This window comes from Paractinoplanes rishiriensis (assembly GCF_016862375.1).
Lineage (GTDB): Bacteria > Actinomycetota > Actinomycetes > Mycobacteriales > Micromonosporaceae > Actinoplanes > Actinoplanes rishiriensis.
On the sequence record NZ_BOMV01000076.1, the window covers coordinates 49,335 to 63,544 of the forward strand.

Here is a 14,210-nt window from a genome sequence, read left to right on the forward strand (position 1 = left end):
CGAGTCGGTGACGATGATCGAGTTATGGAGGTGAGACTCGGCGTGGCGGAGCGCGTACGCCTGGCGCAGGCCGACTCCGGCGAGCAGCCGTGGCGCGCGTGGGGCCCTTACCTCGCCGAGCGCGCGTGGGGAACCGTACGGGAGGACTACAGCGAGCACGGCACCGCGTGGGACTACTTCCCGCACGACCATGCGCGGTCCCGAGCGTACCGGTGGAACGACGACGGGATGGCAGGCATCTGCGACGACCGTCAGACGTTCTGTTTCGCTCTGGCCCTCTGGAACGGCCGGGACCCCATCCTCAAGGAGCGGATGTTCGGCCTCGGCGGCGACGGCGGCAACCACGGCGAGGACGCCAAGGAGTACTGGTGGTATCAGGACTCCACGCCCACCCACTCGTGGATGCGCTGGCGCTATCACTACCCGCAGGGCGCTTTCCCGTACGACCAGCTGGTGCGCGTCAACGGCCACCGCTCCCGGGAGGAGTCCGAGTACGAGCTGATCGACACCGGGATCTTCGACGACGACCGGTTCTGGGCCGTCACGGTCGACTACGCCAAGTCCTCACCGACCGACATGTGCATCGCCATCACCGTGTCGAACCGCGGCCCGGACCGGGCCACCCTGCACGTGCTGCCCACGCTCTGGTTCCGCAACACCTGGTCGTGGGGGCTGCCGAGCCGCCCCAAACCGGCGCTCGCCGGCGCACCGGGCCGGCTGGCCGGCGTACACCGGACTCTTGGGCATTTGATCCTCGAGGGTGAATGCTCGGCACCCACCCTGGTCTGCGACAACGAGACGAACTCGCAACGGCTGTGGGGACTGCCCGGCACCAGCATGTACCCGAAGGACGGCATCAACGACCACCTGATCGCCGGCAGCCCCACGGTCAACCCGGCGCACACCGGCACCAAGGGCGCCCTGCACTACCGGATCACGCTGCGTGCCGGCGAGTCCCGCACGCTGCGGCTGCGGCTGGTGCAGGCCGACGAGGAGCCGGGCGCGCTCGACCTCGGGGCCGGCTGGGAGTCGGTGATGGGCCACCGGCGCGGCGAGGCCGACCAGTTCTTCGCCGAGCTGATGCCGGCCGGCGTGACGCCCGCGGAGGCCGACGTGGCCCGGCAGGGGATCGCCGGCCTGATGTGGGGCAAGCAGTTCTACCACTTCGACGTGAAGCAGTGGCTGACCGGCGACCCCGGCTCGGCCCCGCCGCCACCGGGCCGGCGCTACGGCCGCAACAACAACTGGTGGCACATGAACAGCTTCGACGTCATCTCGATGCCGGACCCGTGGGAGTACCCGTGGTACGCGGCGTGGGACCTGGCGTTCCACTGCGTCTCGATCTCCCGGGTCGATCCGGGCTTCGCCAAGTCCCAGCTGTTGCTGCTGCTCCGCGAGTGGTACATGCACCCCAACGGCCAGATTCCGGCGTACGAGTGGTCGTTCGGCGACGTGAACCCGCCGGTGCACGCCTGGGCCGCGCTGCGGGTCTTCGAGATCGACGGCGGCCGGGACTTCGACTTCCTGGCCCGGGTGATGCACAAGCTGCTGCTCAACTTCACCTGGTGGGTCAACCGCAAGGACGTCGGCGGCAACAACGTGTTCGAGGGCGGCTTCCTGGGCCTGGACAACGTGGGCCCGTTCGACCGGTCGGCCGCGCTGCCGGTGGCCGGCGTGCTGGAGCAGTCCGACGGCACCGGCTGGATGGCCATGTACGCGCTGAACCTGCTGGACATGGCGATCCAGCTGGCGCTGCACGACCGCACCTACGAGGACATGGCGACGAAGTTCTTCGAGCACTTCGCGTACATCGCCGAGGCGGCCTACCGGCAGGGTCTGTGGGACGAGGAGGACTGCTTCTTCTACGACCAGTTGCGCCTGCCGGACGGCCACAAGCTGCCGCTGAAGGCGCGCTCGATCGTCGGCCTGCTGCCGCTGGCGGCCACCACCCGGCTCACCGCGGGCACGCTCAACCGGCTGCCCGAGCTGAACGCGCGGCTGCGCTGGCTCCTGGCGGCCAACGGCGAATACGCCGACGTGATCAGCGCCCGCCGGCTGTCGGCCGAGGGCCGCCAGCACCGGCTGCTGTCCATGGTGGGCCAGGACCAGCTGCTGCGGATCATCGCGCGGATGCTCGACCCGGAGGAGTTTCTTTCGCCGTACGGGATCCGGACGCTGTCCCGGGCGCACCTGGAGAAACCCTTCACGGTGTCGCTCGGGGGCTCCGACTTCACCGTGGGCTACGAGCCGGCGGAGAGCACGAGCGGACTGTTCGGCGGCAACTCCAACTGGCGTGGCCCGGTCTGGATGCCGGTCAACTATCTGCTGGTCGAGGCATTGCGGGAGTACGCGGCGTTCTTCGGCGACGACCTGCTGGTGGAGTACCCGACCGGGGCGCAGCAGAAGGCACCGTTGGCCGCCGTGGCGGACGACCTGTCCCGCCGGCTCATCTCACTGTTCCTGCCGGATGCCGACGGCCGGCGCCCGATCTACGGCTACAACGAGATCCTGCAGACCCATCCGGAGTGGAAGGACCTGATCGTCTTCCCGGAGTACTTCCACGGCGACAACGGCGCCGGGCTGGGCGCGTGGCACCAGACGGGCTGGTCGGCCCTGGTGGTCGACCTGATCCTCACGTTGCGCCGCTGAGCCGGACAGGGGACCGGCGGCGCGCCGGTCACGCAGCGTTCGGCTGACGCATCCACGGCGCTGTCGCCGATCCGGCGGGCAGGCCGCGGCGGTATGGCGGTGTTCAGTCCTTTTCAGTCGTTTCCAGCTAAGCCACCCCGACGTCATGAAATCGATGAAAATCAGCGCCGCCACGCGTTGCGTCGTCAGACGAAGGGGAAGTCCATGAATCGAGCAGTGCACCGCAGATGGTGGATCGGGGCCGCCGTGACCGCCTTGGCTGTCCTCACCGCCGCCGCCCCCGCCGCTGCGACCGGAAGCGGTTCTGGCGAGGCGGTCCTCGTCAACAGCGCCGGTCAGACGATCACGGCGGCTCAGGTGAAATCGGCCCAGTCCAGGGCGGCGAAGCTGCGGGCCGCCGACGCCCGGCGCAACCCCGCCAACGTCGCCGGCCAGGACATCATCATCGGCAACGACGACCGGACGCTGATCTCGCCCACCACGTCCAGCCCCTACCGGATGATCGTGCACGTCGAGTCGTCCATCGGGGGCTGTACGGGATTCATGGTCAGCCACGACACTGTTCTCACTGCCGCCCACTGCCTCTACAACTTCCACCAAGGCTGGGGCTGGGGTCAGAACCTGATCGTGCGACCCGGCCGCGACGGCGGAAACGCGCCGTACGGCTCATGCACCGGCCAGTCCTGGGTGCCCGTCGGCTGGGTCAACAACGGAGACCTGCCGAACGACCTGGGCGGCGTCAAGCTGACCTGCGACATCGGCGAGCAGACCGGCTGGTTCAACATCTTCGCCAACGACAACCTCTCCCAAGTGAACACCGCGATCATCACAGCCGGATACCCGGGAGACAAGCCGGCCGGCACGCTCTGGCGGGCAGCCGGGACAGTCGTGTCGCACACCTTCGACATGATCAACTATTCGAACGACATCATGGGCGGGCAGAGCGGCTCGCCGCTCTACCGGTGGGCCGCACCCTCGGGATGCGTCGGGTACTGCGTCGCCGGCATCGTGACCAACCACGGCAACGAAACAGTCGGCAACGCCGGACTTCGCTTCAATTCCCTGAACATCGGCCACATCAACTACTGGATCAGCCTGCCCTGACCAACCTCAGCAGGACCGGAGGGTCCGTGGCACGCGCCACGGGCCGTTCCGGAACTGTCTGGCCGACGGCGACCGTCGCGACTGGGGTTAACTTAACGGCATGCGAGAGATCGTCAGCACGACCGACGCGCCCAGCTCACCGTTGTTCAGCCAGGCGGTGAAAGCTGGCGGCCTGGTCTACGTCTCGGGCCTGGTCGGCATCGATGTGACCACGGGGAGCTTCGCCGGACCGACGATCCAGGAACAGACACGGCAGGCGCTGGCCAACTGCCGCGCCGTCCTCCGGGCAGCGGGCGCAGCATGGGAGGACATTGTCGAGGTCGGTGTCCTCCTCGCCAACCCGGCCGACTTCGCGGGCATGAACGAGGAGTACGCGACCTGGTTCCCCAGCACACCGCCATCACGCTACGTCGCCAAGCTCGGCGTCGAACTACCCGGCGTTCTCGTGTCGATCCGGATGACCGCGTTCACCGGCTGACGGGACCGTTGCCGGCAACTCTCCCGGCGGGTGATCGCGGTCAGCTGCCTGCGTAAATGTGCGCGGCCCAAACCGACGGCGCATCAGCGTATGCCGCTCGATGCTCCACCGTGATGTCGTGGACGATCTGGGCGACGTCGCCGGTCTCGCCTGCCGCGGTCAGCCGCTGGTAGAAGGCATCGGCGAAGGCGGCCGCGATGTCGTCGACGACCGGCCACAGGGTGGCCACCACGGCGGGGTATCCGGCCAGTTGGAAGGCGCCGGCTATGTGGATCGCCTCGTCGGGGACGGTCTCGTCGGTGCGCGCTGTGCCGCATGCGGAAAGGAATGCCAGCCGCGCGTCGGTGAGGCGGAGCTGGGCGACGTCCCGGACGGTGAGCTGGGACGCGTCGTCCGGGTGGATGGCCAGCCTCGACTCGGATGGATCGGTCGCGTCGCTCACGCCGTGGCAGGCGAAGTGTGCCCAGGCGTGTTGGGGCAGCATGGCCAGAATCGCGTCGGCTGTCACCGTGGGCCCGGAGAACACCGTCGCGTCCGGCACGAGTTTCTGCAGTGCGGCGATCTCGTCGGTCACGCCCGGCAGGGCCGGGCCGTCGCCGTGGGTTCCGACGACGAGCATGGTGCGCTGCTGCCGGGTCGGCCGGCGCGCTGCACGTCGCAGGTGACGCAGCACCCGTACGGTCGGGGTGTAGCAGGACACGGCGCGGTCCACGATGGCCGCGTGCAGGGGCAGGAACGCGAGCGCCCCGGTCGCGGACCACCAGACGCGCTCCACCTGCGCCGGTGCGGCCGCGCGCGTCAGGGTGTCCAGGACCGGCGCCGCGATGCTTCGCCGTGCCCAGTCGAGCACCTCGGCAATCCGGGTCTCGGCCGCCTGCGCCTGCTCCGCGGTCGCCGCGTCGTCGTACGCGTCGCTGATCGCGGCGAGGAAGGCCGTCACCTGCGATTCGGCGATGTCGGCGTCGAGTGCCGGCAGTGGCCGGTGAAGCACGGTCTCGCCAGTCAGCAGCAGGGCGTCACCCCGGTGCCGGCTCGCGTTGATCATGGCGATGGGCCCGCGTTTCGCCTCCGCGAGCAGCTCGGTGAGTGAGGGCGGCCGGAGGAAGTCGGTGAAGCCGGGCTGTTGCTGGATCGAGGTCACGATCTGCTGCCAGCGATCGGCCAGTTCCTGACGGCGCCGGACCAGCACGGCGGATGGCGGCGCTGCGCCCGAGCCGGAGTCAGCGTGCCGGCCGGGCTCGGCGTCCAGAGCGAGACAAACATCCTCGTACGCGTCGGCGAGCTCAGGGTGCTGTGTGCGAAGGTCGTCGAGCTCGGTGCGGTGCTCCAGTTGCTGGGCGAGCAGGATGCCGCGGCCGCGTTCGAGCCACTGCACGGCCAGGGCCGGGTCGTCGTTGACGAGCGCGCAGGCTGCGGCGTCCGCGGCCAGGCCGCCGAGCTGGCCGAGCTGGTGCTGCCGGTCGTGCCGGGCGAGCTTGCGCGGGACGACCGGCAGCACCAGCAGCGCGAACGCTTGTTCGTAGGCTGCCTTGGCCTCCTCCGGCCGGTCCGCGCGCAGGGCGCATCCGCCCCAGAAGCGGGCCGCAAGCACGCGTACGACCGGCCGCGCGGCGATCATCTCGGCGGCTTCCCGGTAGGCATCGACCGCTTGCCGGAGCGCGCCGCGGTCGCCGTACGCGTCATGGCGGTCGGCCAGAGCACCCCCGAGGCTGCCGAGGTAGACCGCGCGGTGCGGATGGTCGTCCGTGACCTGATCGACGGCCTGCCGCGCCGCCGCAACCGCATCGTCCAGATCGGAGGGATCGTGACCCAGGTCGTGCCGGGCTCGGAGGGACATGCTGAGGTTGGAGAGCACCCGTGGCTGGTCGGGGTGGCTGTCGCCGAGCAGTGCCGCGGCCCGCCGGTCCAGATCGATGGCCTGGTTCAGCACCGCGACACCGGCGTCGCCGGCGGGACGGTCCCGCTCGAAGCGGCTGTTCAGCAGAGTCGCGAGGTTGGAGAGATAGGTCGCCCGTTCGGGGCTGTGCTCGTCGGTCGCCTCCACGGCTTCGCGCAGCAGACGGTTCGCTTCGTCTTCGGCGTCCCGGTCGCCGTAGCGTTCGTACCGTTCGCGGAGGGCGTTGCTGAGGTTGGACCAGAAAGCCGCCCGGTCGGGGTGCTGCGGAGGCAGGGTCTGCGCGGCCTCGCGCAGCACGCCGATGGCCTCGTCGAGGAAAGCGGTGTCACCGTCGAGCTCATAGATGGTGAGCAGCACGTTTCCGAGCGTGCTCAGGTGCAGCCGGCGATAGGGTGGCACCCCGGACTGAGCGGCGACCGCCTCACGCGCCAGGTCTGCGGCCCGGTGCAGCGCGGCCGTCTGACCGGTCTGCTCGAAGAGCGTCATCAGGATCGCGGCCAGATTGCTGAGCAGGGCGGGCGGGTCCAGGCCGGGTCGGGCCCCGCTGTCGCCGGCCGCCGCCTCGAGCAGTTCCACCGCGCGTTCCAGTTGCGCGCGGTCGCCACTGCGCTGAGCGCTCGTCCACAGAACCGAACCGAGGTTCGACTGTCGGGAGGCATATCGCGGGTCGCTGATGTCGGTGCCGGACAGCGCCCGATCCATGAGGTCGACGGCCTCCTGGAGGTCAACTGCCTGTCCGGTCCGGTCGTAGAGGCAGCTCAGATCCGACGCGAGATTGGTCAGCAGGGTCGCTTCCTGCGGGTGCCCGGCGCCGAGCCGGACCGCGGCCCGATGGAGCTGCAAGGCTTCACTGAGCACCGGCTCGTCGCCGCTGAACAGGTATTCGTCGCGGAGCGAGTTGCCGAGGTTGGCCATGGCAATCGGGCGCGTCGGGTGCGCTTCCGGCAACGTCTGCACGGCCGCTCGCTGCGCGGCGACGGCGGCGTCCAGATCGTCGGGGTCGGCCGCGGCCTCGAATCGGAGTCGTAACGAGCTGGCCAGGCTGAGCCACAATGCGGCCAGTTCCGGATGCGGCCGCTCGCCGTCGTCGGGGAGATCCGAGAGCGCCTGCTGGCCAAGGCGGATTGCCGCGTCCAGATCCGGCCGGGCGGCGGTCTGTTGGTACCGCAGCCGCAGGGCGCTGGCGACATTCGTTCGATATGTCCGCAGGTCACCGGCGCCGAGCCGGTCGGCGACCGCGATCGCCTGAAAGCCCGCCTCGACGCAGCGGTCCAGGTCGGACCTTTCGCCGGTCTGCTGCGCCCGGGCGAGCAGCGCGGCGGCCAGGTTTCCGCATGCGGCCGATTGATGAGGCGACCCGTCGGCGGCCAGCCGGACCGCTTCGTCGCCGGCCTCGACGGCGAAGTCCAGCGCTTCGAGGTCACCGGTTCGCTCGAACCGGGTCACCTGCGCCGCGGTGACGTTGCCCAGCACCGCAACAAGATCGTCATTGGTGGCGCCCACATCACGCCGGGCGACGTCGAAGAAGTGCAACGCTGCATCCAACAGCGCCGGATCAGGGTGTTCCCGCGCCCGCCGCAACAAACTGAGCGCGATCGTCGATGCTGTCGCTAGATCGGGTGCATCTTCCGTGTCGAGCATCCGGGTGACCGCTTCGGGGAGACTTTCCGGAAACGGCCCAACCACGCTCACGAAGAAGGCCAGTGCATCCGCGAGCTCATCCTCATCCTGCCCTTGCGGCAGTGCCTGATAACGCAGCCAATGCAGCCAGCCCAGACGCAGCCGCACCTGCGGATGCGCGCGAAAACCGGCCGTCTCGCGCAGCAAGGCTCCAGCCGCCGCCGTCTCGGCAGCCAGCAGAAAATCCGGTTCGGCTGCCTCGATCACCGAAGTCACATGGAACAAGGCGTCCAAGGCCTCGGCAACTTCCGGCGGATCTTCGCTCAACGTTTCCCCGTTCGGGCCGACTGGCCACAACGGTAGGCTGGTCGCGGGCCAGTATCCAAGCCCCCGAGGAGGTGGCCTTGACGGGTCCGCGTGACCTCACGGTTCTGCACAACGTTCTCCAATGGAACCTGACTGACCAGCGCTGGGAACGCGTTCGCGAGGCGCTCCGCAGCACCGAGACCGCCGCCGCCAGGCAGGATCCGGCCGGCGTGCAAGCTGGCCTGAACAGCCTCCGCCGCCTGGGACCCGCTCGGGTGGCCAACCGCCTGACAGCCGCGGTGGCCGGCCCCCCGACCGGACCTGCACCCGATGACGTGATCGAACTCCGCAACCGCCTGGTGCACTCGCTCGAGGTTCCGCCGTCCACAGCCGAGCCGGGATCGCCGCCGGTGGCCGAGGAGCCGGATGCCAAGGAGTGACCGCACGAGAGCGGTCATTCAGAAGCCGGCACTGCTGATCCACGCGTTCCTCGACGCGAAGCAGGCCACCGAGATCGGATCCGCGGCACATGCTTGTCTGACAAGCCTGTGGGCGTCAGTTAGTGGGCTTGGCCTGGACGAACCGGTGCCGGGCCTGCCGGCTTCCCTCGACGATCTCAACCCGGCGACCGGTGCCGGCCTCACGGTCATCGCCGCCGCCCGCGACCCCGACCCCCAGGCCATCCGCGAATGCCTCGTCTACCGCCACCTCGATGTCGTCGGCGTCATGGTCATGCTCGCCCCCAACGACGGCCGCACCGGTTGGCCCCAGCAGCAGGACCAGTGGGACAACGCAACCTCTACGGTTCCGCTCGACGCGGCCCTGGGCACGGCAGCCGTTCACCTCGGACTCACCGCACCCACGCGACGGCGCTTCAGCCGAGGTGGGATCGACCGGGCCGCCCTCGCCGAGCGCATCCGCCCGCTGCTTCCGGCACCGCGCGACGGCCGGTGGCCGGCATGCTGGTCGGCGTCCGACGACCTGGACATCACCCTGTGGGAACTGCCGTGGCGCAGCGCCGGACCGGCAACGAAACATCGCCGCCTGCTCGCCGTGGCCCCGAACGCACGAGAGCAAACGCTCGACGAATGGTCCTGGACCACGGGCGACTCTCCCGGCCTCGCCCCGCTGACCCGCTATCTGCTGCACACCACCAAGATCAGATACGAGTACGGCGTCATCACCACCGACCTGCCCCGCCTGCGCCGCTTCGCCGACGAACTATCCGCCGGCGCCGAGGATCTCCTCCGCGAGAGCGAAGCGTTCAGCGATCGCGGGTGGCTGCCCCGCGCGCGACGCGCACGCGTACACCCCACCGATCTGCGCGACGCGGGCCGCCGAGTCAACGCGATCGCGACGGCGACAGACGGTTTCGCGAACTCGCACAACCAGCTGACCACCGCCGTCGAAGCCGTACGCTTCGCGCGGCGAAACGCCGCCGCCACGGTCGCGAGCTTCCGCTCCCCGCCTGGCGGTCCGCTCCCGGCCGACGTCAACCTCGCCGACGCCGTGGAGATGCAGGCTTCGACCGAAGCGGCGACGCTCGCCGCCGTCATGCGCCGGGCCGAAGAAGCCCGCCGCCTCGCCGACACCGCGATCACCGATCACGTCCGCGACCGTCAGGCTGAGCTGACCGTCGTGCAGACGTCATTGCTGAGCGGTTTGATCATGGCGCTGGCCGCCATCCAGTCTCTGCAGATCAAGGTCGGGCTTCCGGGACCGCTGAACTGGCCGCTCATCGCACTTCTCGCGAGCATCGCCATCACGGTGCCGCTCATCCTGCCCAGCTGGCGGTTGGCCGATCTCGGCCGCACCTCCGAAAACCGGCGGCTGCCCACCGCGGCGCTCGCCTTCCTCAGCGGGTCGGCGGGGTGGTTCGCCACCTCGCTGGTGTCCGTCATCGTCCGGGACGGCGCGGCCGCACCGATGTGGTGGAGCGTTCTTGCCTTCGCCGGCAGCGCACTGACCGCCATCGGTGTCAACGTCAGGGCGCTTTCGCCGCGCCGGGCAGGTCGGAGAACTTGAGCCGAGCGGTTGGACCTTGGCCCCTGGTGGGACCGTCCACCTTCCGGAAGCCAGCGTGTCGGCGCTGCCCAGTGATTGATCGGGTCAAATGAGTTCACTTCGGGTTGGCCCGCTCGGCGGCAGATCCGGACGCATTAGATCGGTTGTTACCTGGCGGGACCGGCGGAATGCCTAGCCGAATCTGGGCGCAGATCTCTTCCGTCCCGGATTCCGTATCCAGATCGTCGATCGTCACGATCCTCGTCTTGCGACGGTCCATGCAGCGCGTAGTTCATCTGCCGGTCGTCCTTGCCGGCGGCGAGCGGGCCGGTGCGTAGGACGAGTTGCGGCACAGGCGGACCTTTCGTAGTCGTCATGATGATCTACCGGTAGGCGTCGGCCTGGGTGGCGTAGAGGCGGGCGTAGTGGCCGCCGAGGTCCATGAGTTGCTGGTGGGTTCCGCGTTCGGTGATGGTGCCGTCGTCGAGCACGACGATGTGGTCGGCCAGGTTGACGGTGGAAAACCGGTGCGACACGAGGACGATGACGGCGCCGGTTTCGGTAGCGGCCCGGCGGGCTTGGGCGGTGAAGGTTTGAAATAGTTCGTGTTCGGCTTGCGGGTCGAGTGCGGCTGTGGGCTCGTCGAGCACCATGAGCAGTGGGCGTTGCCGCATGCGGCCGCGGGCAAGTGCGAGTTTCTGCCACTGGCCGTGGGAGAGCTCCGCGCCGTTGAACACTGGGCCGAGTTGGGTGTCGCGCCCGTTCGGCAGGGCCGCCACGACGGAATGTGCGCCGGCGGCATCGATCGCCGACTGGACAGCGGCCGGGTCGTCGAGACGGTTGAGGTCTCCGATGCCGACTGTTTCCCGGACCAGGAGCTGCAGTTTCGCGAAGTCCTGCAGCGTGCCGGAGCAGCGGCTTGCCCAGGCGGCGGGGTCGATGTCGCGCAGGTCGGTGCCGTTGACCGTGATCTGGCCCTCGTCTGGGTGGTAGAAGCCGCACAGCAGCTTGACCAGCGTGCTCTTGCCCGCTCCGTTGACACCGACCAAGCCCACCGTCGACCCGGCGGGCAGGTCCAGGTCGATGTTCTGCAGTACGGGTGTGGCGCTGCCCGGATAGCGGAACGTGATGCCGTGCAACCGGATTCCGGTCGTCAACCGTTCGGGTGCGGGCTGTATGCCGCCGGCCCGGGCGGTGGCGTAGTCCTGGAGCCAGAGGTAGTGCTCGGTGATCCGGCCGGCTTCGGCGAAGTTGTCCAGACCGCCGACCGCGCCGGCGATCTGAGTGCCGAGCATGCTGGCCAGGGTGATGATCAGCATGACGTCGCCGGGGGTAGCGCGGCCGTGCCGGGCCAGCGTGGCGCCGATCCACAATGCGGCGGCCAGTCCTGCGACGTAGCAGGCCCAGCCGGCCGTCTGCCAGACCAGCCCGCGCAGCTGCGCGGACGCCTCGACACTGCGGGCCCGCCGCCACTCCGCGCGGGCCAGCCGGTCCAGCTGTGCTCCGTTGCCGCTGATCCACACCTCTTTGGCGGGCTCCGGCTGCAGGAACATGTCGTGCAGGGCGGTTTCCCGGCGGACCGCCTCACCCACCCGGTCGCGGGCGGCGACGGCGAGCTGCCGAGCTCGGGAGGCGGCCAGCAGGGTCGGCACGGTGGCTACCACCAGCAGCGTGAGCGCCGGATGCACGGCCGCGAGCAGCCACAGGCTAAGCAGCAGACTAAAGGTGTTGGCCACGGTCGCCAACGCCGAGGTCCACGAGCCGGCGATCGCCCAGGCGCCGCCGCGCAGCAGGGCCAGCCGATTGAGGTAGTCGGGACGCTCCATGTGCTCGACAGTGCCGATCCCCGCGGTGATGCCGATGACCTCCTGCATCAGCGCCTGGTCGGTGGTGAGCACCAGCTCGTTGCGTAACGCGTCCGCGACCCGCTCCAGGGTGCTGCTCAGCGTGTGCGCCGCCACGCCAAGCGCCACGGCGGCCACAATCCCGGTCGTCCGGTGCAGCCCGACGGCGTCGACCAGCCACCGCTGGCTCAGCGCGGAACCAGCGGCGACCGTCGACAGCAGAACGGTCAGTACGGTCGACAGCACCGCCACGCGGGGATCAGCGCGGAATGCCAGTACGAAAGAGCGGTGAACCACCGCCGCGCGCCGCCTCATTTCATCTCCGCGAACCGGGATGCCTGCAACCGGAACAACCGGGCGTACTCGCCGTCCGCGGCCATCAGTTCGTCGTGGGTGCCGGACTCCGCCACGGTGCCGCCGCTGAGCACGATGATCCGGTCGGCGGCCCGGATCGTCGACAACCGGTGCGAGATGAGGATGATGGTGGCCGCCGAGGCAGCGGTGACTACCCGGTCGTAGAAGGCGGCCTCGGCCGTGACGTCCAGGTGCGCGGTCGGCTCGTCCAGTACCAGCACCCGGCGGCCGTGCGCCACCGCGTACATCGCCCGGCTGATCGCGACCCTCTGCCACTGGCCGCCGGACAGGTCGGTGCCGCCGGCGTCGGAACGCCACAGCGGGGTGTCCAGCCCATCCGGCAAACCTGCCAGCAGACTCTGCGCGCCAGCCCGCTCGATGGCAGCCAAGATCTGCTCGTCGCCGGCCGGCGCTTCGGGCGCGGCAAGCCGGATGTTGTCGCGCAGCGTGGCCGGATAGTGCACGAAATCCTGGAAGACCACGGCCACGTGCCGCCGCCACGCCTCCACGTCCACACCGTCCAGGTCGGCCCCGTCCACCGTGATCCGTCCCGCTACCGGCCGGTAGAGCCCGGCCAGCAGCTTGGTGAACGTCGTCTTGCCGGCCCCGTTCACGCCGACGACTGCCAAGACCTCCCCGGACCGGATGTCCAGATCGAGTCCGTCGAGCACCGGTTCCGGCCGGCCGGGGTAGGCGAAGGTGACTCGCTCGAATCGGATGTGCCCCGGCCCGGCGGACACCGCTCCCGCCCTGGCCTGTGCCTGGAACCGGTGGGTCAATCGGTCGGTGGCCCGGATCGCGCTTATCCCGAACTCGATGTCGAACGCCTCCTGGCCGACCACACCGACCGCGAAGATGCTCCACGCGGCGACCAGGCACGTCGCGACATCCTGCGCAGTAATCAGCCCTTGCGTCGCCGCAAGCCCGGGCACAGCCAGGGCAACCGCGGCCGAGCCAGCGGCCAGGCCGATCCCCGGCCACTGCCGCCGCAACACCGACCAGGACCGTTTCCGCAGCGGCAGACCCCAGCTGAGATACGACGACCGGCGCCGCTCGGCCACCCACGACCCGAGACCGAAAAGCCGGATCTCCTTCGCGGCGTCCGGCCCAGTGATCAGTTGCGTCCAGTACCGGGTCTGCCGCTGCACCGGCACGAACTCGTCGCCGCACCGGGCGAGGTCCACCCACTGCCGACGCAGGATCACCCGCATCACCAACGTCGCAGCGAGCAGCAGCACCGCCACCGCAGGGAAGTACGAGGCGAGCACCACCGCCGAACCCGCCGCGCCGACCAGCCGCACCAGGAACGTGAACTGGCCTACCGCCGCCAAGCCGGCCGACCGGACCCGCCACACCTCTCCCCGGTCCGACGCGCGGGTTGCGTCGTCAACCACATCTGGATCCGTCAAGTGCTCGATGCCGCGCGGCGCCAGCATGACCTGGCGGACCGCGCTGCGCACTCCACCGTCGATGTCCTTGGCGACCCAGGACCGTGCCACTTCGCCTGCGGGAATCCCCACCTGCCGGACGAACACCACCGCAGCCAGAACGACCAGCGGCGGCAGGACAGCGCCTCCGTCGACCACCCTGGAGACGAACCAGCCTGTCGCGACCGCCGCCGCCGGTGCGGCGCCAGCCACCACCGCCCCGGTCACCAGCAGGCCCGCCAGAGCGACCGGACCCGCGGAAACCAGCAGCCGCACCAGTCGCAGCCGCTGCGCCGACAGCACTCGAACACGGACCCACCACGCCCTGCGGAAGATGAAACCGCCAGCTGCGCGATCGCGCCGCGGCATACGCCCTCCCGTCTGTCGGCTGGCGCGACCGTAGGCAAACGTAATGACGCAGGTCAATGCAAATACCAACTAACCGGCACCAGCAACTACACCTCGACATCCGCGTCGACGACGTGGCCTCGTAACAGCACTTATATAAGTGCTGTTACGATACGGGG

At 69.5% G+C, this 14,210-nt stretch carries 8 protein-coding genes; 5 read left to right on the top strand and 3 right to left on the bottom strand.

The features are described from left to right. Positions 1 to 24: 24 nt before the first annotated feature. The 3 genes from Ari01nite_RS35400 (at position 25) to Ari01nite_RS35410 (ending at position 4,231) form a co-directional block, all read left to right on the top strand. Positions 25 to 2,649 (top strand): MGH1-like glycoside hydrolase domain-containing protein, encoded by a 2,625-nt coding sequence (locus tag Ari01nite_RS35400; protein WP_203786622.1) that lies wholly within the window; start codon positions 25 to 27, stop codon positions 2,647 to 2,649. A gap of 93 nt (positions 2,650 to 2,742) precedes the next feature. Then, complete coding sequence (locus Ari01nite_RS35405; RefSeq protein WP_203786623.1) at positions 2,743 to 3,753, top strand: trypsin-like serine peptidase; 1,011 nt, start codon at positions 2,743 to 2,745, stop codon at positions 3,751 to 3,753. Positions 3,754 to 3,853: 100 nt separating this feature from the next. Then, a complete protein-coding gene (locus Ari01nite_RS35410) occupies positions 3,854 to 4,231 on the top strand; it encodes a RidA family protein (protein ID WP_203786624.1) in 378 nt (125 codons plus the stop codon). 40 nt (positions 4,232 to 4,271) lie between these two features. Here the strand turns inward: Ari01nite_RS35410 and Ari01nite_RS35415 are convergent, their stop codons facing one another. After that, the gene (locus Ari01nite_RS35415) at positions 4,272 to 8,015 is read right to left on the bottom strand and encodes a CHAT domain-containing tetratricopeptide repeat protein (protein ID WP_203786625.1); all 3,744 of its coding nucleotides are present in this window, start codon (positions 8,013 to 8,015) and stop codon (positions 4,272 to 4,274) included. Between the two features lie 137 nt (positions 8,016 to 8,152). On the opposite strand from Ari01nite_RS35415, the gene Ari01nite_RS35420 reads away from it, so the two are divergent. Both Ari01nite_RS35420 and Ari01nite_RS35425 read left to right on the top strand, forming a co-directional pair. Continuing rightward, a complete protein-coding gene (locus Ari01nite_RS35420; RefSeq protein ID WP_203786626.1) occupies positions 8,153 to 8,494 on the top strand; it encodes a CATRA system-associated protein in 342 nt (113 codons plus the stop codon). Then, positions 8,481 to 10,079, top strand: coding sequence for a CATRA conflict system CASPASE/TPR repeat-associated protein (locus tag Ari01nite_RS35425; RefSeq protein WP_203786627.1), 1,599 nt, complete (start codon positions 8,481 to 8,483; stop codon positions 10,077 to 10,079). The genes Ari01nite_RS35420 and Ari01nite_RS35425 overlap by 14 nt, the downstream gene beginning before the upstream one ends. A 362-nt stretch (positions 10,080 to 10,441) precedes the next feature. Here the strand turns inward: Ari01nite_RS35425 and Ari01nite_RS35430 are convergent, their stop codons facing one another. Together Ari01nite_RS35430 and Ari01nite_RS35435 are read right to left on the bottom strand one after the other, a co-directional pair. Continuing rightward, complete coding sequence (locus Ari01nite_RS35430) at positions 10,442 to 12,154, bottom strand: ABC transporter ATP-binding protein (RefSeq protein ID WP_203786628.1); 1,713 nt, start codon at positions 12,152 to 12,154, stop codon at positions 10,442 to 10,444. Positions 12,155 to 12,213: 59 nt separating this feature from the next. Beyond that, positions 12,214 to 13,986, bottom strand: a complete 1,773-nt coding sequence (locus tag Ari01nite_RS35435) for an ABC transporter ATP-binding protein (protein WP_203786629.1) — start codon at positions 13,984 to 13,986, stop codon at positions 12,214 to 12,216. Positions 13,987 to 14,210 lie beyond the last annotated feature (224 nt).